The organism is Tautonia rosea, assembly GCF_012958305.1.
Taxonomy (GTDB): domain Bacteria; phylum Planctomycetota; class Planctomycetia; order Isosphaerales; family Isosphaeraceae; genus Tautonia; species Tautonia rosea.
Map to the genome: position 1 here is coordinate 24,916 of NZ_JABBYO010000017.1, position 20,900 is coordinate 45,815.

General features: G+C 64.7%; 25 protein-coding genes and 1 pseudogene. 18 read left to right on the plus strand and 8 right to left on the minus strand.

The genetic code is table 11. From position 1 onward, the window contains the following. Window positions 1-42: 42 nt before the first annotated feature. The 3 genes from HG800_RS22845 to HG800_RS22855 all read right to left on the minus strand — a co-directional run bounded on the left by HG800_RS22845 (window position 43) and on the right by HG800_RS22855 (window position 2,588). A complete protein-coding gene (locus HG800_RS22845; RefSeq protein WP_169979903.1) occupies window positions 43-1,992 on the minus strand; it encodes a phage tail tape measure protein in 1,950 nt (649 codons plus the stop codon). Window positions 1,993-2,094: 102 nt separating this feature from the next. After that, window positions 2,095-2,307 carry a hypothetical protein gene (locus tag HG800_RS22850; RefSeq protein WP_169979905.1) on the minus strand — a complete coding sequence of 71 codons (213 nt, stop codon included), beginning with the start codon at window positions 2,305-2,307 and terminating at the stop codon, window positions 2,095-2,097. 83 nt (window positions 2,308-2,390) lie between these two features. Beyond that, complete coding sequence (locus tag HG800_RS22855; RefSeq protein WP_169979907.1) at window positions 2,391-2,588, minus strand: hypothetical protein; 198 nt, start codon at window positions 2,586-2,588, stop codon at window positions 2,391-2,393. 191 nt (window positions 2,589-2,779) lie between these two features. On the opposite strand from HG800_RS22855, the gene HG800_RS22860 reads away from it, so the two are divergent. From HG800_RS22860 to HG800_RS22880, 5 genes are all read left to right on the plus strand, one after another. Continuing rightward, window positions 2,780-3,058: a hypothetical protein gene (locus HG800_RS22860; RefSeq protein ID WP_169979909.1), complete on the plus strand. Its 279-nt coding sequence runs from the start codon at window positions 2,780-2,782 to the stop codon at window positions 3,056-3,058. 43 nt (window positions 3,059-3,101) lie between these two features. After that, window positions 3,102-3,314, plus strand: coding sequence for a hypothetical protein (locus HG800_RS22865; RefSeq protein ID WP_169979911.1), 213 nt, complete (start codon window positions 3,102-3,104; stop codon window positions 3,312-3,314). A gap of 93 nt (window positions 3,315-3,407) precedes the next feature. Then, entirely contained in the window at window positions 3,408-3,815 is a 408-nt protein-coding gene (locus tag HG800_RS22870) for a hypothetical protein (protein ID WP_169979913.1), read from the plus strand. A gap of 70 nt (window positions 3,816-3,885) precedes the next feature. After that, the gene (locus HG800_RS22875) at window positions 3,886-4,194 is read left to right on the plus strand and encodes a hypothetical protein (RefSeq protein WP_169979915.1); all 309 of its coding nucleotides are present in this window, start codon (window positions 3,886-3,888) and stop codon (window positions 4,192-4,194) included. 139 nt (window positions 4,195-4,333) lie between these two features. Further along, window positions 4,334-4,660, plus strand: a complete 327-nt coding sequence (locus HG800_RS22880; protein ID WP_169979917.1) for a hypothetical protein — start codon at window positions 4,334-4,336, stop codon at window positions 4,658-4,660. 207 nt (window positions 4,661-4,867) lie between these two features. Here HG800_RS22880 and HG800_RS22885 read toward each other — a convergent pair whose 3' ends face one another. From HG800_RS22885 to HG800_RS22905, 5 genes are all read right to left on the minus strand, one after another. Beyond that, the gene (locus HG800_RS22885) at window positions 4,868-5,482 is read right to left on the minus strand and encodes a dCTP deaminase (protein ID WP_169979918.1); all 615 of its coding nucleotides are present in this window, start codon (window positions 5,480-5,482) and stop codon (window positions 4,868-4,870) included. Beyond that, entirely contained in the window at window positions 5,479-5,790 is a 312-nt protein-coding gene (locus HG800_RS22890) for a hypothetical protein (protein ID WP_169979920.1), read from the minus strand. The genes HG800_RS22885 and HG800_RS22890 overlap by 4 nt, the downstream gene beginning before the upstream one ends. 681 nt (window positions 5,791-6,471) lie before the next feature. After that, on the minus strand, window positions 6,472-6,984 hold the full coding sequence (locus tag HG800_RS22895; RefSeq protein ID WP_169979922.1) for a hypothetical protein: 513 nt from the start codon (window positions 6,982-6,984) through the stop codon (window positions 6,472-6,474). Window positions 6,985-7,141: 157 nt separating this feature from the next. Beyond that, a complete protein-coding gene (locus HG800_RS22900) occupies window positions 7,142-7,525 on the minus strand; it encodes a response regulator (protein ID WP_169979924.1) in 384 nt (127 codons plus the stop codon). A gap of 169 nt (window positions 7,526-7,694) precedes the next feature. Further along, window positions 7,695-7,997 (minus strand): hypothetical protein, encoded by a 303-nt coding sequence (locus tag HG800_RS22905; RefSeq protein WP_169979927.1) that lies wholly within the window; start codon window positions 7,995-7,997, stop codon window positions 7,695-7,697. 414 nt (window positions 7,998-8,411) lie between these two features. Between HG800_RS22905 and nuoB the strand changes: the two are divergent. From nuoB to HG800_RS28315, 13 genes and pseudogenes are all read left to right on the plus strand, one after another. Continuing rightward, a pseudogene (gene nuoB / locus HG800_RS28520) lies at window positions 8,412-9,680 on the plus strand (NADH-quinone oxidoreductase subunit NuoB); the annotation flags it as partial. 240 nt (window positions 9,681-9,920) lie between these two features. Further along, window positions 9,921-11,012, plus strand: coding sequence for an NADH-quinone oxidoreductase subunit D (locus tag HG800_RS28525; protein ID WP_390622649.1), 1,092 nt, complete (start codon window positions 9,921-9,923; stop codon window positions 11,010-11,012). Window positions 11,013-11,022: 10 nt separating this feature from the next. Continuing rightward, a complete protein-coding gene (locus HG800_RS22915; RefSeq protein WP_169979940.1) occupies window positions 11,023-11,217 on the plus strand; it encodes a type II toxin-antitoxin system HicA family toxin in 195 nt (64 codons plus the stop codon). Next, a complete protein-coding gene (locus tag HG800_RS22920; protein WP_169979942.1) occupies window positions 11,214-11,501 on the plus strand; it encodes a hypothetical protein in 288 nt (95 codons plus the stop codon). Before HG800_RS22915 ends, HG800_RS22920 begins: the two co-directional genes overlap by 4 nt. A 103-nt stretch (window positions 11,502-11,604) precedes the next feature. Then, window positions 11,605-11,940 carry a XisI protein gene (locus HG800_RS22925; RefSeq protein WP_169979944.1) on the plus strand — a complete coding sequence of 112 codons (336 nt, stop codon included), beginning with the start codon at window positions 11,605-11,607 and terminating at the stop codon, window positions 11,938-11,940. 33 nt (window positions 11,941-11,973) lie between these two features. Beyond that, on the plus strand, window positions 11,974-12,708 hold the full coding sequence (locus HG800_RS22930) for a 4Fe-4S binding protein (protein ID WP_169979946.1): 735 nt from the start codon (window positions 11,974-11,976) through the stop codon (window positions 12,706-12,708). 158 nt (window positions 12,709-12,866) lie between these two features. Further along, window positions 12,867-13,178: a hypothetical protein gene (locus tag HG800_RS22935; RefSeq protein ID WP_169979948.1), complete on the plus strand. Its 312-nt coding sequence runs from the start codon at window positions 12,867-12,869 to the stop codon at window positions 13,176-13,178. 184 nt (window positions 13,179-13,362) lie between these two features. Continuing rightward, complete coding sequence (locus tag HG800_RS22940) at window positions 13,363-13,734, plus strand: NADH-quinone oxidoreductase subunit A (protein ID WP_152051997.1); 372 nt, start codon at window positions 13,363-13,365, stop codon at window positions 13,732-13,734. Between the two features lie 49 nt (window positions 13,735-13,783). After that, window positions 13,784-15,097, plus strand: coding sequence for an NADH-quinone oxidoreductase subunit NuoH (nuoH, locus tag HG800_RS22945; protein ID WP_315852094.1), 1,314 nt, complete (start codon window positions 13,784-13,786; stop codon window positions 15,095-15,097). A 28-nt stretch (window positions 15,098-15,125) separates the two neighbouring features. Continuing rightward, the gene (locus HG800_RS22950; RefSeq protein ID WP_169979950.1) at window positions 15,126-16,907 is read left to right on the plus strand and encodes an NADH-quinone oxidoreductase subunit J; all 1,782 of its coding nucleotides are present in this window, start codon (window positions 15,126-15,128) and stop codon (window positions 16,905-16,907) included. Then, window positions 16,904-17,242, plus strand: coding sequence for an NADH-quinone oxidoreductase subunit NuoK (gene nuoK, locus HG800_RS22955; RefSeq protein ID WP_169979952.1), 339 nt, complete (start codon window positions 16,904-16,906; stop codon window positions 17,240-17,242). Before HG800_RS22950 ends, nuoK begins: the two co-directional genes overlap by 4 nt. A gap of 80 nt (window positions 17,243-17,322) precedes the next feature. Further along, window positions 17,323-19,029, plus strand: coding sequence for an NADH-quinone oxidoreductase subunit N (locus HG800_RS22960; protein ID WP_169979954.1), 1,707 nt, complete (start codon window positions 17,323-17,325; stop codon window positions 19,027-19,029). 36 nt (window positions 19,030-19,065) lie between these two features. Next, window positions 19,066-20,853: a rhomboid family intramembrane serine protease gene (locus HG800_RS28315; RefSeq protein WP_169979956.1), complete on the plus strand. Its 1,788-nt coding sequence runs from the start codon at window positions 19,066-19,068 to the stop codon at window positions 20,851-20,853. The last annotated feature ends 47 nt before the right edge of the window (window positions 20,854-20,900 follow it).

Consider the following 20,900-nt stretch of genomic DNA (forward strand, 5'->3'; position numbering starts at 1 on the left):
GCTCGCGCCGCGATCGACCGGCCCAGCCCCCCCCCTCGGTCGTCAGCCGCCGAAGCCCGCGCCGATGAGGGCAGGGACGACGCCACCACCGCCGCCGCGATTGCCCACCGCATCCCGAATCTCGCCGAGGATTTCGACGGAACGCTCGACCGCGGCCAACTGTTGTTGCTGGAGTCGGATGGCTTCCTGGTCGAGAATGTCCACCTGCTGCTGCTGCATCGCCGCCATCGGGTCCATGACGGATGCGGCGAACTGGCGTTCGGGGATGTCGAGCGGTCGCACGGCGGCCCCGTTGACGCGGGAGAGTGCGCTCTCGGCAGCGTTGACGCCCCGGCTGAATCGGCCGGCGACGGATGCCAGGGCATTGTTCACGTTGAAGCCCGAGAGGGCATTGAGCGGGGTCCAGGCATCGTTGAGGAACCGGTCCCCCGAACGCTGGGCCGCCATCGCCTGGAGCTGGGCCTCGGTCGGACGCAAGGGTCCGACGAAGGACCGCTGCCCTTCCTGCATGGCCAGGGGGGGAGGACCCGGCGGTTGCTGGTTCGGGAGGTTGGTCGCCTGAGTGGTCAAGGCGTCCGCGAAGAAGCCGAAGTAGTCGGCCCCCCAGTTGGCCGCACCCTTCACCAGTTGGTTCGCCCCGCCACCCGCTGCCGAGGCCAGGCCCCGCACCGAATCGGTCAGCTTCTCCAGAGCGGCCGCCGTGGTGTCGGCCTCACGCTTGAAGCGGTCGGCCATGATCGAGCCGGTCCCCCACTCCCGGTCCGCCATTTCGGAAGCGGCCCGCACGTTGCCCATGCGGCCCCCGAGCTGGCCGGCGAGCATGATGTCACGCTGGTTCGTGAATCCGAGCTCGTTGCGGATGTAGTCCAGCGCGTTGACATCCCCCCGGGCCGTCGCGGAGCCGATGCCCCCGAACAGGGTTTCGAGCGCCGAGAGCGGATCGGAAGCGTACTGGCGTCCGATCGTCCCGGGCCGGAGCCCGAGCGCCCGGTCGAGTTCGGCCTGCTGGCCCCGATCGGCCATCTTCGACAGGATGCGACTCATGGCGGTGGAACCGGACTCGACGGGCAGGCCGACCGATCGCATCTCAGCCCCGAGCGCCATGGTTTCGGTGAGCTTGAGCCGCGCGGCCTGACCGGCCCCGGCGAGACGGCGGGTGATGTTCAGGATTTCAGGAGCCGTCGCCACCGCCGAGGCGTCGAGCGCCGCCAGGGCCGCGGTGAAGCCCCCGGCGTCGGACATCGGCCGACGATAAGCGTTCAAGGTCTGGACGGTCTGTTCGGCCAGCGCCCGCGGCTCGGCATCCGGCGTCATGGCCGCAAGGCGTCCCAACACCCGCGTCGATTCCGGGATGTCGCTTGCGCCGACCCCGGCACGGGCCAGCACCTCGGCCAGCTCGAACGATTGAGCACGGTTCAGGCCTGGCGTGTCGGTCGCAATGCCCCCGAGTCGTCCCACCATGCGGCCCGAGGCCCGCTGGTCGATGCTGGCGATGCCCCCGAGCCGTGCCACCGCCGATTCGGTCCTCATGGCCTCACGCGCCGAGAAGAAGGCCCCGCCGACCGTCGCGGCCCCGGCCATCATCCGCGGGTCGCCGAAGAACGGCAGCCCCGCCGCCATCATCGCCCCCGAGGCGAAGCCCCCGCCGTAACGGCCTCGGTAGCCCCCGAAGCCGCCGCCCGGCATGTTCGGCGCCCGCATCCCCGCCATCGCGGCCTGCATCGCCCTGGCATGGGCCGACATCTGGGCCATCTGATTGTTGAGCGCCTGGAACTGGCCGATCGGCAAGGGCGTGGCTGCGAAGGCCCTGACCTGCGCCTGGAGGGTCGCCATCTGACGCTGGAACTGCGAGGCGTCGAGCACGACCCGCACGGTGAGCGGCATCCGCCCCAAACGCTGCACATCCCGTTCAATCTTGCGGACACCGGCGTCCCACTTGGCGAACCGCATCTCGATCTCGCCGTAGAGCGCCGCGATCTGGGCTTGGAGCATCGTCGATTCCCCCCGGTCCTGGCCCCGCAAACCGGCCCGCACCATCGCGGGCCCCTGGATATGGAGAATTGTACCAAAAACAGACGCGAGGACCCGTTCAAATCAGCTCGCCGGTCCAGGGGGACGTGGCAACGCCCCCGTCTCGACCCAGTGACCCACCAGCGTCGAGAGTTGGCCCAGGCACTCGGTCAGGCGATCCACCTTCTCGCCGAGCGCCCGGTCATTCTCGCCGAGCGTCCGCAAGTGGTCGGCAACCCCCTTCATCGTGTCCTCGAACTCCCGCCGCGATACCACCTCACCCGATTGATCACTCATCTCGATTCCGCTCCCTTCGTTCTTTGTGCCGCACCCTTCTCATTCTCCGAGCCGAAACAACGTTTTTGGCTGTCCGAAACGGTTCACTCGGATTCTTCCCGTTCGATGCGCTTCAGTTCCTTGATGACGGTCGAGCGGACCCATGCGGCGACGGCCAGGCCGCTCTCATCGGCGACGGCCTTGATCCGTTCCATCAGCTCGGAGTCGAGCCTCATCCGCAGTTCCACCTTCTCCTCGGCCTTGATCATCTTCTTGCGTCCCATCGTCGTTGTCTCTCGCATGCGGTGCGTCGGATTATCCAACGCCAGCGTATCCGATGCGGATGACTTGCTGATAGTGTACGGTGTTCATCATCCAAAATCAATCCGCAAAAAATCCCCACTAGACCGTTGACGACTCCATAACTTGCGGATACTATATCCTCAGACGTGAGCGGCAGAGACTCACGCGAGGCAACGGATGAGCAACACCGATGACCACGACCTTTGCCGACATGCTGGCCCGGCTGGAACGCTGCGAGGACCCGGCCCGGCTGGAACACTATGCCGATGAGGCCAACGTCCGAGAGTGGAACGATGACCGCGGTGGGACGCATTCGTGGTGCGTCCTGGTCATGGGCGCTCAGGGCCGGTGCTTCCGCCTGGTGTCGAGCAACCCGGCCGGGATGCGAGAGGGAGAGGCCCGGTCATGGGCCTATGCGGTCAGGAGCAAGGCCGGTGAACGGCTGGCCGCGATGCTCCAACCGGCCTGACCAGACGAGAGAGACTCACCCCACCCGAACCGAGGACCGAACGATGACCGACGCACAACGCCACGAAGCCCTGACCGTCAGCATTCGCCAGCTCACCGAGGGCATGGCCGACGCACGGGACCGTTGCTTGGCCGCCTCCGAACGTGGCGACCATCGGACGGCGGACTTTGCTCTCGCAAGCTACGAGCGCATGAAGGAGCGGCGGGAGTACCTTCAGGCGCGGCTTGAAGAACTCGAAACCGTCCTGAGCAACTGACCAGACCGGAAAAGAGAGAGGGGCCTCGGGTGGTGACACACCCGAAGCCCCGGCGACTTCCCCCACAACCCGCAAAGATCAGGAGTCAGTCTGATGAGCATTCTCACCCGAACCACCGCCGATGTCCAGCCGATCGAGTGGCACACCGATGAGCCGACCCCGTTGGACGTGATGATCGCCCCGGCCGAGGACACGGTGACCACCTTCCCTGGTGACGCCGAGACGATCGCCGATCTGATCAACGGCTCGGACCTTGAAGCCCCTCGGTTCGACCGCTACGTCGTTGAGCCCCGCTTTCTCCGCCTCTTGAACCAGGACGGCTACGTGGTGAAGGACCGGAGCCTTGACGGCCTGGTCGTCTGGTTCAGCGTCGATCGCAAGGCTTGTGAGGACCATTGCACTGACCTCAATGCCGAGGACTGGCCGGACCTCGGCGAGTGGTGGAAGACTCAAGCCCCCTCGGAACACTTCGACCGGCCCGTCAGGACTGTCACCCTGTAACGACGAGACTCCCCGCCCGGTCGACACCATGCCGACCGGGCATCACCCCTGTAGCCCTGGAGATGCCCCCATGACCACGACCACCGCAATCAATCAGTGGGACGGTTCCGCCACGCCGAGCACGACGTTCCAGCCCGGCCCCCTGGAGCACCACCGCTCGTTCCTGCTCTGGAGCCGAGAGCCTGGTGCGACGACCGCCACCATCGACCACCATGTCTACGGCAGCGTTACACTCGATGACGCCATCGGCCAGGCCGTGCGCGACCTGGAGCCCGGCGAGACGCCCTTCGAGCTGGTCGTCACCGAAGGGCCGACCGTCCGCGCCCTGGTCCGCCTGACCGCCGAGGGGCCGACCGTCGAACGGTTCGACCAGGTGTAACGGCGTTACATCCATCCATGCTTGTAACGCCGTTACAAGCATGCAGTCACTCTTGTAACGCCGTTACAGTGTTCCACTCCCAATCACCTTCACCCGCCCCGGTCGAGTCGGCCGGGCTTTCACTCAGGAGATGATCGCGATGGAAAACCCGAACGATGGCTTGATGGACTTCGTTGCGGAGCACGTCGAGATGAAGTATTTGCAGGCCAAAGAGTCTGGGATGAGCGATCCCGTTGTGCTGGTCCTCTCACCTCCGGCCAGTAGCAAGGGCGATCCAGGCGAACCGGTCCCGATCACGATCAGCGCCCTTGAACGAACCGAGGCCCTCGAATGGCTCGCAAGCTGGGAACCGAGGGCTGTCGAGTTGGCCCGGTCAACGGTTTCTCCTGACCGCCCCATCACGGTCATGGTGGGCAGCTCGGAAGGGTTTACGATTTACGATCGGGCCATCTGCACCGAGGTGTGAAACCACTCGCTTGTCCCGTTGATCTCAGTGAGCCCCAGCCGCTCCACTCCCGGAGTCGTCGGGGCTTTCTCGTGCGCTCGCCTCAGGCCTCTGTGATCTTCCGAGGCTCGCCCTGGTCGTCGTCGATCAGGTAGACCGGGAGCTTGGCCCGGGCGGAACGCGTTCCGCCGGGGCTTGCCCGAATCAGGAGCGATCCGCTTCGGAGAATCAGGCCCGGAACGGCTCTTGTGCCGAGAACCGTCCGTGATAACCCTTTGAGGGAACTTCACGGACCTCTTCGCGGATCAACTGGCAGATGGGCATGCCGGTCGCGAGGTAGACAACAAATTCACCGAGATTAAAGATTTCCAACTGGATTGGCAGGCCGGGTGTTTCGGGCTCTTTTTTGTTGAACCCAAACCCGGCATGGATTGTTGGAGCTGTAACGTGGACACCGATCCCCAGCCGGGCAAGGCTGCTTTTACCCTCAACCCGGGCCGCAATCCGGGATCTCTCGGGGAGGTAGATTCGCTCGCGAGTGTAGCCCAAAACGAAGCACTTTGGATGCAACGCGAAACCATCACGCGGGATCGCTATCTTCTCCGCAAAGTGCTCGTCTTCGGCCATTTCCGTGACGTTAAACCCGTCCCTGGCCGGGTAGACCGACTTGGGGCCGCCGGGTTCACCTGAAGGCAAAGGCCTCGACGTCTTCCATCGTACCATTACACCATGAAGGGTTAGATCGATCGCGGTCGAGGACCACAACTCCGCGTTGGGTCGCGGATTAATGATGAGTTGTTTGTCTTCGAGTGCGGCCTCGATTTCGCGATCAGAGAGTATCATGCAACAGCTCCCGAATCCTTGGCGACCTCGTGACGGAGCGACTCAAACGCGACCCACATTCGATTAGCACCGGAGTCCGCTTCCGCCGGCAACTCGATGAGTACCCGACGTTGCCTGCGATCAATTTCGACGATTCCGACTGAGAGGAACTGATCATCTCCGTATTCGTTGATCAGAGCTGGTGTGACTTGGACGAATTGAGAGCGTCCACTGATATCCTGAACGCGGGCGGCAACGCCGTCGGGCAGCAATCCGCCCGGAATGACTTTGCATCGAACCTCGGGATAGTAGAGAGCTTCGGCAGCCATATTACGGTTCCTCCATCATCGGTCACGTCATTATGGACGTGGGTCCACTATGACGGGCGCCACCGTGTTAAGCAACGCCCCGGCTCATGATTCCTTCAGGCGGCCGGATACCTGCCCCATTGCGGATTGAAGGGCGGCCTGGGGATACCTCAAAGTTCTAACGCCGGCAAGCCCTATTCCAGGTTCTAGGGCGCCCCGGCAAGCCCTTAGCAGACCATTACGCTCGATGGCGTTAATCTTCAGCTACACGACGAAACCGATGCAAAGTGTTACCACCGACTACCATTCATCGGCCGTGAGTACCACGATAATCCGCGATTCTGTGCGACGAGATGCGACGGATTGCAACCGGCCGAGGAACGGTGTAAATTGCTCAGTATCGGACACTTCGGGCTGAACAGATGCGTCCGGACGTGGACCCTGATAAGGGTGAGGTCCCAGGTTCGAATCCTGGTGCGCCCATTTCGAAATGTCTCCTTCATTGTCGATACGTGATTTGTCAACGAGGAATTACATGAAGCCCCAGCGGGGCTTTTTTTTATTACTTCAGTGATGCGACTCACCACGATCGCGAGAGGGACCGCGAGCGATCGAATACGGCGCAGCAAACAGAACCGACCATCCGTCACGAACCACGGAACGATCGGTCCTGGGAGTGAATAAGCCTTCGGCCGGAGCGAATCAGTCGTCATCCTCGTCGATGTCGTCGTCGTCGTCCTCGTCGATCTCCTCCTCCTCGTCTTCGGGCTCGGTGTCGACCTCAAGCTCGGCGTCGGGGACGGCTTTGGGAGGAGGGGCAGTGGTGCGGGTGATTGAAGCGCCGAGACCGGGGGCGTCGTCGGGCATCGGTTCCTTGGCCTTCTGAACGAAGTAGGTGCCTTTGCCCTTGGCGTTCAGTTCCTCGGCCTTGACTTCAGCTTCGGCTTTTTGAGCAAAGTCGAAGGTGGCGACGGTTTTGAAGGCGTCGCTCACGACGTTCCAGACAATGCGCATACGAGCGGCCGGCTTCACGGCCTTGGTCGTCTTGGCCTTGCTCTTGGCGGGAGCCTTCTTCTTTTTCGGCTTCCGCTCGACCTCCTCGTCATCATCGGTGTCATCGACGATGGCGGCGGCGTCGTCCTCGACGGGGTCGAGGTCTTCGGCAGCTTCGTACTGACGACGTAACTCCAAACGATTTTTCGGCTTGCCGGCCATGGGCATGATCCTTCGTCGGGGCGATGGCCACTGCAGTCGGCGATCAGAAGGCGAGCGGCTCGGAGTGCGAAGGCACCCGGATACCGTTGGCCAACACGTTCCAGCGGGCATTCTAACCAAGCGAGCGCGCGATTGCCTAGGCACCGCGACCGTCGGCTCAGGCGGCTCGCCCCAGCCACCGACCAACGTGCTCCAACAGCACTTCGGGATGATACGGTTTGGTCAGGTAGTGGTCGATTCCCAGCAGTCGCAACGCAATCTCATGCTCATCGAGCACTGCGGCGCTGCAGATGATCACCGGATGCTCCGGCCATCGACCTCGAAGGCTCCGGCACACATCGACCCCCGAGAGTCGGGGTAAATTCAGGTCGACCAGGGCGAGGTCGAATGGACCATCCTCGTCAATGCGCCGTAACGCCTCGGGGCCGTCAGCAGCCTCAACCACCGAAAATCCCGAGCTTTGCAAGAACTGTGAGACGAGGGTACGCAATAGGTCCTCGTCTTCGACGAGCAGTAGCGTGCCGTCGCGATCCGTCGGCATCGGCGATCCCTCCTCAGAGCATCCTTGCCCTGGGCGGTACTCTAGCGACCGGAGCGATCCGCGCCCACTCGGGAATCTCAAAAATGCGTGTGCCGTTCCCTGATCCGAAGTCTTCGGATCGAGTCGGTTCAGATTCGATTCCGAGGCCGACACCCAAGATGATCTGAGGTTACAGCAGCCGGGAATCGCCCGGTAACGTCATCGAAACCGAACGCGTGTGATGCCCCGACAGGCTCGCAAGAGACCCCGGTCCCGGTCGAGGATCGCCCGCCTGACCATCGGCCGTTCGAGGTCGACGATCCACTCCGAGCACCTGACAGAGCCAGGCGATCACGATGTGCTTCGTCACGCTCAGGCCCAGCAAGCCGGCCAGCGTGCCAAAACGAAAAATCCAGAGATTCAGCGCGATCCCCGCCACCACGATCAACAGGGCTGTCACGCTCAATTGAAGAGGCAAGCGTTGCATAACCATATTATGGGCCTCCCCGGACCGCCCGGAAAGGGAGCGACTGGATCGAGATCGGCCCTCAGACTACAATTCGTCGCGCACGGTCGGCTCAATCCTCCCCGGTGTTTGCACAGGCTGCAAACCTCCCTGGGAACAAGCGCCGAACCGAAGGCTCGGCCGTCATCCGGTCCGAACCCTGACGCCCTGCATGGCGTCTGGTCAATCTGTTCCCCTTGCCGATTCCGTCCGAACCGCCGCCCGACGCGGCCCCGGGCACCAACGCCCCCGTCCCTCGCCGAAGTCAGGGCAATACGACCCATGCCAACCCCACCAGGCCCGACTCCCGATCGCCTCGAATGGTCGATCCCGATCGATCCGGTCTTGCAGCAAGAGCTGGAACGTCACGTCCTGGTGACCAGCTGGGACAAGCTGCTCGGCATGGTCGACACAGTTTACAACTGGGGACGACGCTCGGCCCTCTGGCCCCTCGGCTTCGGGCTGGCCTGCTGCGCCATCGAGATGATCTGCACCGCCAGCAGCCGCTTCGACATCGCCCGGTTCGGAGCCGAAGTCTTCCGCGGTAGCCCCCGACAGGCCGACGTGATGATCGTCTCCGGCACCGTCACCAAGACGATGATGCCGGTCATCGCCCGGCTCTACGACCAGATGCCCGAGCCGAAGTACGTCATCAGCATGGGGGCCTGCGCCTCCGGCGGCGGACCGTTCAAGGAAGGGTACAACGTTGTCTCGGGAATCGACAAATATCTTCCTGTCGATGTCTACGTACCCGGTTGCCCACCGACTCCCCAGGCCCTCTTGAATGGCCTGATCACGCTTCAGAAGAAGATCGACGGCGAGCGTCTCGACATTCCCGCGATCGGTCGAAAGGGGAACACCCCTTGGTACGATCCCGAGGTCGAGCGCGATATCCCCGTGCCCGTCCTCGGTCCCGACCTGATCGACGTCCGCACCCTCGAACTGACCGCCGAGCGCACCGCAGCCGGCCTGGTCGAAGCCCGAGAGGCCACCCTCGAACGCCCGTCGAAGATTCCCGCGCCTCAGCCTGATGTGCCCGAGCCATCGGCGGATTCCGAGGGCCCCAAGAAGTCAGACGCTTCCGCTCCTCGGCCGATGAGCAAGATCGAGCTGATCCGCGCCAAGGCCCGTGGCGAAGCCATTCCCGAAGGAGCCGAGGCGGCCACCGCTCCGGCCGCGAAAAAGCCAGCCGGTAAACCCGCGAAGAAGGTCAAGGTAGCCGAGGCCCGCCCGAGCCTCGTCTGGCTCGGCAACGACCGGCTGAAAGAGTTGTCCGACCGTCTCAATGCCGCCTTCGGCGACGAGACCGCCACGATCATCCGCGCTGCCCTCCTGATTCCCGCCGAGAAACTGCTCGACGTGGCCGGATTCCTCCGCGATCGCAACCCGATCCGCTACGACTACCTCGCCAGCCTCCAGAGCGTCCACTACGACGACTGCATCGAGGTCGTCTACCAAGTCGACAGCATCGAAACCCCCGGCTCGTTGATCGCCCTCCGCGTGCGAACCAGCGAGGCCGAAGGGGCAGGGGAGAGCCCATCGGTCGTCCCCATCTGGCCCGGGGCCGATTTCCAGGAGCGCGAGGTCTACGACATGATGGGGGTCCGCTTTACCGGGCACCCGAATCTGACGCGCATCCTCATGTGGGAAGGCTTCGCCTATTACCCGCTCCGCAAGGATTACCTCGAACCGTACTACGAAGGACCCACCAAGGTCTTCCCGAGCCGCATTGAAGACGGCCAGGGGCACCACTTCCGCGCCGAGGAATTCAACCCCCACGGCACGAACCTCAAGATTCCCCAGTCGTTCCGGAACTGGGACAGCTTCGACTCCGCCCTCGACCCCAAGGGGATCGGCCTCACTCCTCTGGGAGACGGGGTTGATCTCCAGGGGCTCGACACCGACCAGTTCATGCTCAGCATGGGGCCGCAGCACCCCTCGACTCACGGCGTCTTTCGGATGAATCTCCGGATCGACGGCGAGACGATCGTCGGCCTCAAGCCCGTCATGGGCTACATGCACCGCAACCATGAGAAGATCGGCGAACGCAACACATTCTTGATGAATTTCCCGTTCACCGATCGGCTCGACTACCTCACCTCGATGGGCAACAACTTCGGCTATGCCCTGGCCATCGAGCAACTGATGGGAGACGACGCAAAGGTCCCCGAACGGGCCGAGTACCTCCGCGTCATCATGGCCGAGCTGACCCGGATCGCCAGCCACATGTGGTCGATTGGCTTCCTGCTCAACGACCTCGGTGCCTTCTTCACCCCGGCATTGTACGCGATCGAGGAGCGCGAGCTGATCCTCGACCTCTTCGAGTGGGTCGCGGGTAGCCGGATGATGTGCAACTACTTCCGTTTCGGCGGCGTCGCGTTCGACCTGCCTCCTGGCTGGGCCGATCGCTGCCGGGGAATCGTCAACGACCGGCTCGACCGCAAGATCGACGAACTCGACCGCCTCCTGTCGGAGAACGAAATCCTCCAGGACCGCACCAAGGGGATCGGCGTCATCACCCGAGAGCAGGCGATTGCCTACTCGACCGCCGGGCCGGTTCTTCGGGCCTCCAACGTCCCTTACGACATCCGCCGGGCCGCGCCGTACTCGATCTACGACCGCTTCGACTTCAAGGTCATCAGTACCACCAACGGCGACGTTTACGACCGCTACCTGATCCGCCTGCTCGAAATGCGAGAAAGTGTCCGCATCCTCAAGCAGGCCCTCCGCGACCTCCCCGACGGCCCGATCCTTCCCGGCAAGAAGAGCTACCAGATCAAGGTCCCCGCCGGCGAGGCCTACTCCCGCGTCGAGAACCCCAAGGGAGAGCTCGGCTACTACGTCGTCGCCGACGGCGGCTCGACCGCCTACCGCTACCACGTCCGCAGCCCGAGCTTCATCAACCTGACGGCGCTCGAAACCATGTGTCTCGGCCACACCGTCGCCGACGTGGTCGGCATCCTCGGCAGCCTCGACATCGTGCTGGGAGAGGTGGATCGGTGAGGAGAGCGCGATGAAGGTTCGGGACGTGATCAAGAGACTTCTCGACGATGACTGGTATCAGGATTCGCAAAAGGGCAGCCATCGTCACTTCAAGCACCCGTCGAAGCCCGGCAAGGTCACGGTCCCAGGCAAGATGTCCGACGACGTTCCCGAGGGCACGCTCAAAAGCATCTGGAAACAGTCAGGTCTCGGAGAAAACTCATGAACCCTCACGCTGTAGCCCCAAATGAAGCCGTCGAGCAGGACCGTCAGCGACGAATTGCCGAACTCAACGCCGAAGAGGGTTCGGATTGGGTCGATCGCTACAAACCCGGATCGTTCGGCTGTCACGAGTTACTCGATCGGACCTTGATCCTGGCGAATGCGATCGAAGCACAGTTGCTTGATCACCCTTCCTGCGTGACGAATCAAGAATGGTACGCCCTGGCCGAACGCGCCGCGACCGCCCTCCAGGAGCTTTACCAGCGGATCGGTGCCGAACACCTCTGATTATCGACAACGTGACCCCGAGAACGGCCAGGAACTCCTGGAACGCGGAACGCGAAGGGATTCGCGTCCTCGTGTTCGATCCCGAGTCTGAGGAGGTTCTTCAGTGGGTACCCTAGACGACGATCGGCAACTGGTCGAACGCATCTTGACCGAGCATGCCTCGACCCCGTTCTCTGACTGCGAGATCACCCAGCAACTGGTCTTCGACCGCGAACGAGACCATTACATGATCTTGCTGGTCGGCCGCCAGGGCGATCGTCGGATCCATGGACCCCTGGTTCACATCGACCTGATCGACGGCAAGTTCTGGATCCAGTACGACGGAATTGAATACGGCATCGCCCAGGATCTGCTCGACGCCGGCATCCCGAAAGATCGAATCGTCCTCGGCTATAAGTCCCCCGAACTCCGGCCGCACACCGGATTCGCCGTGGCGTGAAAGGTTGGAACAATGAACGGGTTCAGGAGGATCATGGGAACCGTCTTCGGGACGATCGGCGCGGTCATCTCGGCCGTGCTGGGACTCTGGCCGTTCGGCAAGGGGATGATCACCGGCCATCTGGTGACAATGCGCAGGTTCCTCCGCACCTTCACCGTCGGCCACGGGGCAACCACTGCAAGGCACGGCGGCGGCGACCTGCCGATCGACCTCTGGTGGAAACGCCCCGAACACCGGCGCGGGCCGGTCGTCGATCAGGGGCCGGACACCGAAGGACTGTTCACCGTCGAGTACCCCGACGAACGCCTGCCGACCCGCGAACGCTTCCGCGTCTTGCCTGTCTTGATCTACGACGACGACGATGGGAACGTCCGCTGCACCAGTTGCAACATCTGCGCGAAGGTCTGCCCGCCGCAGTGCATCTGGATGTCCCAGGCGAAAAATACCAAGGGGAACGTCGTCCCGCTCCCCGAGGAGTTCTACATCGACATGGACGTCTGCATGAACTGTGGGCTCTGTGCCGAGTATTGCCCGTTCGACGCCATCAAGATGGACCAGAACTTCGAGCTGTCGAATTACGAACGGCACCAGTCGCACATCTATTCGCTCCAAGACCTGCTCGTCTCCAGCGCCTACTACGCCGAGACGCACCCCGAAGCCTGGGCTAGTCCCGAGGAAACCGCCGAGCGGGCCAAGGTCGAGAAGAAGAAAACCCAGCGCCTCCAGAAAGCACTGACGGCTCCCCAACCCGCCGAAGCCGGGGCTTGACCGCCTCCATTTACTGTTCCTGCTGCTCGCCGGAGCCTTGACCTACGCAACAACCGCCCCAGGTCGCTACAATAGCTCGCCAAAGCCGCCGGCCCCTTGTGTGGCCCCGCCGGCGCGGATACGATCGCCCCGCCATCCGCAAGGAGTCCGATTCGCCGATGTTCCTGAAAAAGCCTGAACCCCAGTACGTGCCTGGAACCCGGGTGCGGGTCGTGCAGTTTCTCCGCGTCGGCCATCGTCGCTGGATGACCGAGACGACCGGCACCGTCGAAGGCGAAGGCTTGCGCCCGGTCGGCGGCATGGAGATGGGCGGCAAGGCCCTCTACTGTCACCAGCCGACCCTGCGTCTTCGTCGCGACGACGGCGAGATCACCGAGGTCGCGCTCGACGAGAATACCCGCGTCGAATCGCTCGATGCCCCGGAACCCGCTACCGCCTCGGCCAGCGGACCTCCTCCGCAGTCGGTCTGATCCACGCCCGCGCCGCGGCAGGCTCGGTCCGTGGTGCGGCCCCGCCACGAGCCGATTGATTGATTGGCCGGGAATCGCCCCGGTCGTCGTGCGATTCGATGCGTCCGACCCCCGCCTGGCCGAAGGCTCCCTCCAGATCGACCTCGGCGGATCCCTCGTTTTTGCCCTGTAAGGACTGCGTGCGATGATCCCGAACTACGGCTTCATCGGCCTCCTGCTGTTTGCGGCGATCGGCTTTGCCGTCGGGCCGCTCGTGCTGGTGGCCCTGATCGCCCCTCGCAAGCGGTCGGTCGAAAAGGGGGAAACCTACGAGTGCGGCGTCCGGACGACCGGCGAAACCTGGGTCCGGTTCCGCTTGCAGTATTACATCTATGCCATCTTGTTCGTCGTCTTCGATATCGAGACGGTGTTCCTCTACCCCTGGGCCGTCAGCTACCTCGGCCTGGCCGAGATGGGATTCGGGCTGTTCGTCCTGGTGGAAATGGTGATCTTCCTGGCCATGCTCGCCGTGGGCCTGGCCTACGCGTGGGCGTCCGGCGACCTTCGCTGGGTGTGACTGACCTGGGATCGCACCAAGGGTCCCCGCTCGAAGGAGAAAAGGCTCCGTGATCGCCCCGCTGCTGGACCCGGTGCTCCTGCTGGCGTTTGCCGATGACGGTCTGCGAACGGCCGGGCTTGATGGGCCTGCCTGGCTCTACTGGGCGGGCTGGTTGCTGGTCTTCCTGGTCGTCTTCCCGGGCATCGTCGCCTATATCGTCCTGGCCGAGCGCAAGCTCGCCGGTCGGTTTCAGGACCGCATCGGCCCGAACCGGGTCGGCCCGTTCGGCCTCCTGCAGCCGATCGCCGACGCCATCAAGCTCGTGACCAAGGAGAACCTCGTCCCCCGATCGGCCGATGCCGTCGTCCACCTGATCGCGCCGGTCCTGCTCATGATCTCCTCGTTCCTGGTCCTGGCGGTCATCCCGTTCGGGGTCCAAGCCACCGAGCGCAACACAATCCCCTTCGGTCTGGACGAAGCCCCCGATCCGGCCTCCCGGTGGTATCCCGGCCTGGCGGCCGTCGATACAGCCTCGGGCCTGCTCTACCTGATCGCCGCGGCCAGCCTCTCGGTGCTCGGCATCTTCCTGGCCGGCTGGTCGAGCCGCAACAAGTTCGCCCTGATCGGCTCGATGCGGGGGGTGGCTCAGCTCGTCTCGTACGAGATTCCGCAGGTGCTTTCGCTCATCCCCGTGATCCTCTGGACGGGCAGCCTGAGCCTCGTCGCCATCTTCAACGCTCAGCTCGATCAAGGGTGGTTCCTCTTCTCACCGCCGGGGATCGCCGCCTTCGTCCTCCTGCTGATCGCCAGCATCGCCGAGGTCAATCGCGCCCCGTTCGACCTGCCCGAGGCCGAGTCGGAAATCATCGCCGGCTACCACACCGAGTACTCCGGCATGCGGTTCGGCCTCTTCTTCCTGGCCGAGTACCTGGCGATCTTCGGCATCTCGTGCGTGGCCGTCGCCCTCTTTCTTGGCGGCGGAACCTTGCCGGGAATGACCTGGCCGCTCGGGTCGATCGACTCGGTCATCCTGGCCAACGTCATCCTGATCGCCATCTTCGGCCTGAAGGTCGCCCTGATGATCTTCCTCGTCTTCTGGATTCGGGCCACCTTGCCCCGAATGCGGGTCGACCGCCTGATGAACTTTGCCTGGAAGGTCTTGATCCCCCTCTGCCTGGTCAACATCCTCGTGGCCGCAGCCTGGCTCGAACTCGGCATCCGGCGCGATCGGCCATTGCTCGGCTGGCTGATAACCCTGCCGATCCTGATCGTCGCCCTGGCCGGATTCCTCCGCCTTGCCCGGTCCGGAGGATCTGCGCCGGTCCTCGGCAAAGCGACCCTGGCACCACCGACCCCCACCCCCTCGGGCTCTCTGCGATGAGCCGAACCGCCACCGAGGACGCACGACCGTGAGCCCCCTTCAGCTCATCTTCCTGATCGTCTCGACCGTCGGCCTGCTGTCGGCCCTGGGGACGGTGCTGGCGCGGAACCTCGTGCATGCGGCCCTCTTTCTGGTCGCCTTCTTCTTCACGATCGCCTGCCAGTTCGTCCTGCTGGAGGCCGAGTTCCTCGCGGCGATGCAGGTGCTCATCTACATCGGGGCCGTCTCGATCCTCCTGCTGTTCGGGATCATGCTCACCCGGAACATCCAGGGAGACGAAACCACCGGCGGCCACTGGGGATGGAAGCTCCCGGCCGGCATCGTCGCGTTCGGCGTCCTCGGCGTTTTGCTTTTCGGGATCAATGCCGAGCGCGGCCGACCAGGGCAGGAGTCGTGGGTCCGCATCACCTCCCGTCCCGGAGGAGTCAACCCCCGGATCGGCGGGCCGGAATCGCTCGCCCTGGCTTACAGTCCCACAGGCCAGTTCATCGCCTCGGCCGACGCCGACGGCCGGGTCCGCCTCTGGACGATCGCCGGGCGTCAGCGATCGGCCTTGCATCTGGAGGGCCTCGCCCCCTCAGCCGTCGCCTTCAGCCCTGACTCCTCCCTCATCGTCGCGGCCGACGATCGGGGCCGCGTCAGAGCCTGGCAAACTCTGAGCAACCAGACCATCCTCGATCGCTCCGGAGGCCGCCCCGGCTCAATCACGTCGGTGGCCGTCAGCCCCCCTCGATTCGAGGACGAAGGAACGAACCTGCTGGTCGCCGCGGGCGGGTCCGACGGAATCGTCCGGGTCTGGGTTGGCCCCGATCCGGTCGAGATCGAAGCCCACAAGGGCGCCGTGCTCGCCATGACCTTCACCCCCGAAGGCCACCTGATCACCGCCGGGAACGACCGCCGCGTCGTGACCTGGGACCTTTCGACCGGCTCATCGACCCCCATCGCCTCCTCGGCCGAGGGTCGGCCGATCGGTGCCGTGGCACTTGGCCTGGTCCCTCCTGCCGAGTCGGTCGCCTTCGATCCGCAGGGACCTCCGCCCCCCCCGCCGCCTCCTCCGGCCGCTGGGGGAGCCTCCGGCCCTCTCGTGGCCGTTGCCTCGCTCATCAGCGGCAAGCCGGGCCGATGGGATCTCCGAATCCTCAACCTCCCCGACGGCGCCGAGGTCGCGGCCATCAAGGGACTGACCGGAGTCCCGGTCGCCGTCTCCCTGGCCAGCGACGCCCGACGGGTCGCCGCCCTCGTCCTGCCCGGCCCTCGATCCGAAGCCGAAGCCGAAGCCGACGAGGCCCGACCCACCGTCCAGGTCTGGCCCCTCGATGCCGAGGCCGCTGAGGTCGATCCGGTTGCGGTCGCCTTGCCTGCGCCGGTCGGCCCCTTCGCTCAATTGGTTGCGGGACCGCAGGGGATTCGCCTGGCGCTGGCTCCTGAAGACGGCCCGATCACCTTCTTCGATGATCGGGACGGCGAATGGATCGCGTCCGTCAGCCCGGCCCGAACCACGGCCACCGTCATCGCCGACATGCCTCGGGCCGTCGGCATGGAATTGATGACCCGCTCGGTCGTTCCCTTCGAGGTCGCCGGCCTGATGCTCACGGCCGCCCTCGTCGGTGCCATCGTCCTGGCTCGCCAGGAACGCCGCGATGCCCCGAAGCTCCCCGATTCTCTGGCCGGTCGGCTCGCCTCGGGCCGGCCGATTCCCGCGAGCGGCCTGACCGGCGATCCCGAACCGGCCGCGACAGCCTCCCATGCTCCAGGAGTCTCCCGAGCGCCCGTTCACTCCGAGTCCCCCGGTGCGAGGTCCCCGCAATGATGAACAGTGGCGACATCCCCCTCAGCTGGTTCCTGGTCTTTGCGGCCTCCGCCTTTGCCATCGGCCTCTTCGGTGTCCTCTCCCGGCGCAACGCCATCGCGCTCTTGATGGCCATCGAAATCATGCTCAACGCAGCCAACATCAACCTTGTCGCCTTCTGGCGATTCAACGACGCGACTGGCTCCGAAGGTGGGCCGATCTCCGGCGTCATGCTGGCGATCTTCGTCATCACGATCGCCGCGGCCGAGGTCGCTGTCGGCATCGCGTTAATCTTGCTGTGTTACCGTCGCTGGCTCGCCGCCGACGTGGACCGCTACGACAGTATGGCCGGTTGATTCCCGACGCTCGACTCGTCTGGAGTCGACTCGACCGGAACGTCTTCCCCCCTTTGTCCCCCGCGATCGGACCCCCTCCCATGCCCGCTTTTGCCGCCGAGCCGGTGAACCTCGGCCAGCTCTGGTCCCTGGCGGCTCCGCTCTGGCTGACCCTTTGGGGGCTCGTCATCTTGCTGCTCGACGTTTCCGTGATGCGAGGCATGTCGAGCCCTTCCCGGCGCAAGCGGCTCGGCCTGCTGGCCATGCTGGGGCCGATCGGGGTGCTGGTCATCCTCCTGACCCCGTTGCTCGTTCCCTCGGCGGTGGTGTCCGACCCCGATCCGACCTACTTCTACGGCACGATCGCCGGCGACCTGCTCACCCAGTCGTTCCACGCCCTGATCGCCCTCTTGCTGGTCATGGTCCTCGGCCTCTCCCTGACCTGGGACTTCACCGAGCACTGGGGACCGTATTACGCCCTGATGCTCTGGGCCGGCGTCGGTATGATGATCCTCGTCTCGGCCGAGGAGCTGCTCATCCTCCTCATCAGCCTGGAGATGATGACCATCTGCCTCTACCTCGCCTCGGCCTTCGAGAAATCCCGATTGCGGTCGTCCGAGGCGGGGATGAAATACTTCGTCTACGGCTCGGTCTGCTCGGCCCTCTTCCTGTTCGGGCTGAGCCTGATCTACGGCCTCACGGGCACGACCCATCTGGACGGCATCCGCAAGGTCCTGCTCGAACGAGTTGGCGGCGAGGTGTCGCTCGGACTCGCGGGAGACGTCCTCGGCGGCACGGCCGTCCTCCTCGTGCTCGTCGGCTTCGGCTTCAAGATCGCCGCGGTGCCGTTCCACCAGTGGGCCCCCGACACCTATGAAGGCGCTCCCGCCCCCGTCTCGGCCTGGATCGCCTCGGGATCAAAAGTCGCGAGCTTCATAGCCCTGATGAAAGTCCTGCTGCACGCCCTTGGACCCTGGGCCGGCACTGCCGGAACGGAGGGGGCAGGGGGCTGGGTGTTGATTCTCGCATTGATCTCGGCCATCACGATGACCTTCGGCAACTTCGCCGCCCTCGGGCAGCGAAACCTCAAGCGCCTGCTCGCCTATTCGTCCATCGCCCATGCCGGTTACGTCCTGGTCGGCGTCGTGGCCGCGGCGGTGACGATCCGGGCCGGATCGACCAGCGGAGAGACGGCCGGATCGGTCCTCTTCTATCTCGTCGTCTACAGCCTGACGACCGTCGGCGCCTTCGCCGTGGCCGCCTGGCTCATCTCCGACAAGGGACGCGACGACATCGACGACCTCAACGGCCTGGGCCTCGCCTCCCCCGGGCTGGCGGCCTGCATCGTCATCCTGATGCTCTCGTTGATCGGCATGCCGCCGACGGCCGGGTTCTTTGCCAAGCTCTACCTCTTTCTCGAAGTCCTGAACGCCGATCCGACCGCCCGCCCGTTGCTTCTGGGGCTGGTCGCCCTGGCCCTGATCAACTCGGTCGTCTCGGCCTTCTACTACGCCAGGGTGCTCCGCGCCATGTTCCTCCGCCAGGCCGACCGCTCACCGAGGCCCGCTCCAAGGAGCGTCTCCTGGCCGATCGGCCTGGCCACCCTTGCCGTCGTCGGCTTTGGTCTGGCCCCGACCACCTTGCTTGAGACGATGCGTATGGCGGGCAGCTCGATGCTCGCCATCAACTCCCCCACAACCGATCGCGATCGAGATCGCTCCGGCCCCGCTGCCATCTCCTCGGCGGCCACGGCCGCTTCCGAATCCGACCCCACCCCCCGAATCGCCGTCGCTCTTCCCCATCCGTAAGCCCTCCCGCACACGACCCCATCGAGGACCGGTACCGTGCTTGACGACCCCGATTCCGGCCCCGAGGTCGACGCCTGGGAACTCTTCGCGCTGGCCGCCTGCCAGCCGCTCCGAGGCCATCCGAACTGCTTCGTCGCCCCGCAGCTCGACCCCTCCGCCGCCGTCCGCGCGCTGCAAACCTACCTCCGCCCGAGGCCCGACGAGCTTTTGCTGGCGATCGTCGAACAGCCCGGCCCGACTGGCCCCGTCCCCGCCTGCACCATCACCTCGCAACGCATCTGCTGGCCCGGCGGCAACTCCCCCCGATCAGGACTCGCCCTCGGCTTCGACGAGATTCCCGAATCGGTCCGGGTCGTCGGCAGTCTCGACACGACCCTCGACCTCGGCCACCGGCACTCCCTCCCCTTGCGATCGACCGAATCGAACGGTGCGGCCGAGGCCCTGGCCGGGGTGCTCTCGACCCTCTCCCAGGCCCGACGCTCGGGAGATCTCGCCGGCTCCACCTCGCGCGAATCCCTGAACCGCGCCCGCGCCGAGATCGGCCACGTCGTCCGGCAGGCCGCCGCCTTGCATCAGGTGGATGGTGAGGTCCGATCCTTCCAGGCCGACGTGCAGGCCGCCACACCTCGGGTGGTCGTCACCCCCGCGCTCATTGCCGCCTGCCTGATCGTCTTCGTGGCGATGGTCCTCTCGGGCATCTCGATCCTCAGCCCGAGCGTCCCGTCCCTGATTGCCTGGGGAGGCAACGTCGGCGCGGCCGTGGCGATCGACGGCCAGATCTGGAGGCTCCTGACCTCCGTCTTCCTCCACGGCGGCATCATCCATCTGGCGGTCAACCTCTGGGTCCTGTCCCGGATCGGCCCGCTGGTGGAACGCCTCTACGGCAATCTCGGCTTCGCCATGCTCTATCTGGCCGCCGGGCTCGGCGGTGCCCTGGTCAGCTCGTGGTGGCAGCCCTTGGTCGTCAGCATCGGGGCCTCAGGGGCAATTTTTGGCCTCATCGGTGGCCTCGGGGCCTTCTTGATCTTGCATCGGAAGGCCATTCCGGGGCCGGTGGTCGCCAGCGTGCGGGGAGGGGTCATCGCCTTCGTCGTCTACAACACCCTGTTCGGCCTGGCGATCCCGGGCATCGACAACGCCGCGCACCTCGGCGGCTTGGCCTCCGGATTCGTCGCCGGTCTGCTCCTCCAGCGCCCCTGGCCGGTCTCCCGCCCCACGGCCGGCCTGATCCGGCAACTGCTCGGTGGCCTGGCGGTCGCCTCGGCCTTGCTCATCCTCGGGCAGGTCGTCACCACCCAGATCCGTCGCAATCCGGAAATCCTCGCGCTGCTCAATCAAGAACTCCAGAAGCCGTTGCGCGATTATCAAACCCTGGCCGAGGCCATGAGCCCCTCGCTCCAGCGGTTCGACGCGATGAACACCGAACTCGACACCTTGATCGAAACGCTGAGTCAGGCTCCCACCCTCGAACCCGCCGACCGCGTCAAGATCGACACCTTGCTTGCTGAGGGAGACGCCAACCAGGCCGCGCTCTCCCAGATCAAGGCCGACGACCCCGATCTCCTCGCCATGCGAGACGCCATCCTCGCCGCCCAGACCGCCCTGAATCGCTCGCTCCAGGCCCTCGCTCGCCACCTCGACCAGCCCGAGGAACACCCCGCGCTCGATGCCCCCGACGGCTTCCTCACCCTCCGCAACCAGAGCATCGAACACGTCAACCGCTTCCAGAGACGCCGTCAGAATTACCTCAAAACGCACGGACTCGTCGAAGTGCCCCCAAACGCCGATGACGACAACTCCTCCCCGGCTCGCGCCGAGCCGTGATTCCCCCTTGGCAACCGATCACCCCCAACGCGACAATCAACCCGGCA

What these genes read in the sequence shown, in the direction of transcription:
- HG800_RS22845 (WP_169979903.1), bottom strand. Translation starts at nt 1,992, where the DNA reads ATGCTCCAAGCCCAGATCGCGGCGCTCTACGGCGAGATCGAGATGCGG.
- HG800_RS22940 (WP_152051997.1), top strand. Translation starts at nt 13,363, where the DNA reads ATGATCCCGAACTACGGCTTCATCGGCCTCCTGCTGTTTGCGGCGATC.
- nuoK (WP_169979952.1), top strand. Translation starts at nt 16,904, where the DNA reads ATGATGAACAGTGGCGACATCCCCCTCAGCTGGTTCCTGGTCTTTGCG.
- HG800_RS22860 (WP_169979909.1), top strand. Translation starts at nt 2,780, where the DNA reads ATGACCACGACCTTTGCCGACATGCTGGCCCGGCTGGAACGCTGCGAG.
- HG800_RS22855 (WP_169979907.1), bottom strand. Translation starts at nt 2,588, where the DNA reads ATGCGAGAGACAACGACGATGGGACGCAAGAAGATGATCAAGGCCGAG.
- HG800_RS22895 (WP_169979922.1), bottom strand. Translation starts at nt 6,984, where the DNA reads ATGGCCGGCAAGCCGAAAAATCGTTTGGAGTTACGTCGTCAGTACGAA.
- HG800_RS22900 (WP_169979924.1), bottom strand. Translation starts at nt 7,525, where the DNA reads ATGCCGACGGATCGCGACGGCACGCTACTGCTCGTCGAAGACGAGGAC.
- HG800_RS22890 (WP_169979920.1), bottom strand. Translation starts at nt 5,790, where the DNA reads ATGGCTGCCGAAGCTCTCTACTATCCCGAGGTTCGATGCAAAGTCATT.
- HG800_RS22915 (WP_169979940.1), top strand. Translation starts at nt 11,023, where the DNA reads ATGAAGGTTCGGGACGTGATCAAGAGACTTCTCGACGATGACTGGTAT.
- HG800_RS22935 (WP_169979948.1), top strand. Translation starts at nt 12,867, where the DNA reads ATGTTCCTGAAAAAGCCTGAACCCCAGTACGTGCCTGGAACCCGGGTG.
- HG800_RS28525 (WP_390622649.1), top strand. Translation starts at nt 9,921, where the DNA reads ATGCTCAGCATGGGGCCGCAGCACCCCTCGACTCACGGCGTCTTTCGG.
- HG800_RS22930 (WP_169979946.1), top strand. Translation starts at nt 11,974, where the DNA reads ATGGGAACCGTCTTCGGGACGATCGGCGCGGTCATCTCGGCCGTGCTG.
- HG800_RS22875 (WP_169979915.1), top strand. Translation starts at nt 3,886, where the DNA reads ATGACCACGACCACCGCAATCAATCAGTGGGACGGTTCCGCCACGCCG.
- HG800_RS22920 (WP_169979942.1), top strand. Translation starts at nt 11,214, where the DNA reads ATGAACCCTCACGCTGTAGCCCCAAATGAAGCCGTCGAGCAGGACCGT.
- HG800_RS22880 (WP_169979917.1), top strand. Translation starts at nt 4,334, where the DNA reads ATGGAAAACCCGAACGATGGCTTGATGGACTTCGTTGCGGAGCACGTC.
- HG800_RS22870 (WP_169979913.1), top strand. Translation starts at nt 3,408, where the DNA reads ATGAGCATTCTCACCCGAACCACCGCCGATGTCCAGCCGATCGAGTGG.
- HG800_RS22885 (WP_169979918.1), bottom strand. Translation starts at nt 5,482, where the DNA reads ATGATACTCTCTGATCGCGAAATCGAGGCCGCACTCGAAGACAAACAA.
- HG800_RS22905 (WP_169979927.1), bottom strand. Translation starts at nt 7,997, where the DNA reads ATGGTTATGCAACGCTTGCCTCTTCAATTGAGCGTGACAGCCCTGTTG.
- HG800_RS22960 (WP_169979954.1), top strand. Translation starts at nt 17,323, where the DNA reads ATGCCCGCTTTTGCCGCCGAGCCGGTGAACCTCGGCCAGCTCTGGTCC.
- HG800_RS22850 (WP_169979905.1), bottom strand. Translation starts at nt 2,307, where the DNA reads ATGAGTGATCAATCGGGTGAGGTGGTATCGCGGCGGGAGTTCGAGGAC.
- HG800_RS22865 (WP_169979911.1), top strand. Translation starts at nt 3,102, where the DNA reads ATGACCGACGCACAACGCCACGAAGCCCTGACCGTCAGCATTCGCCAG.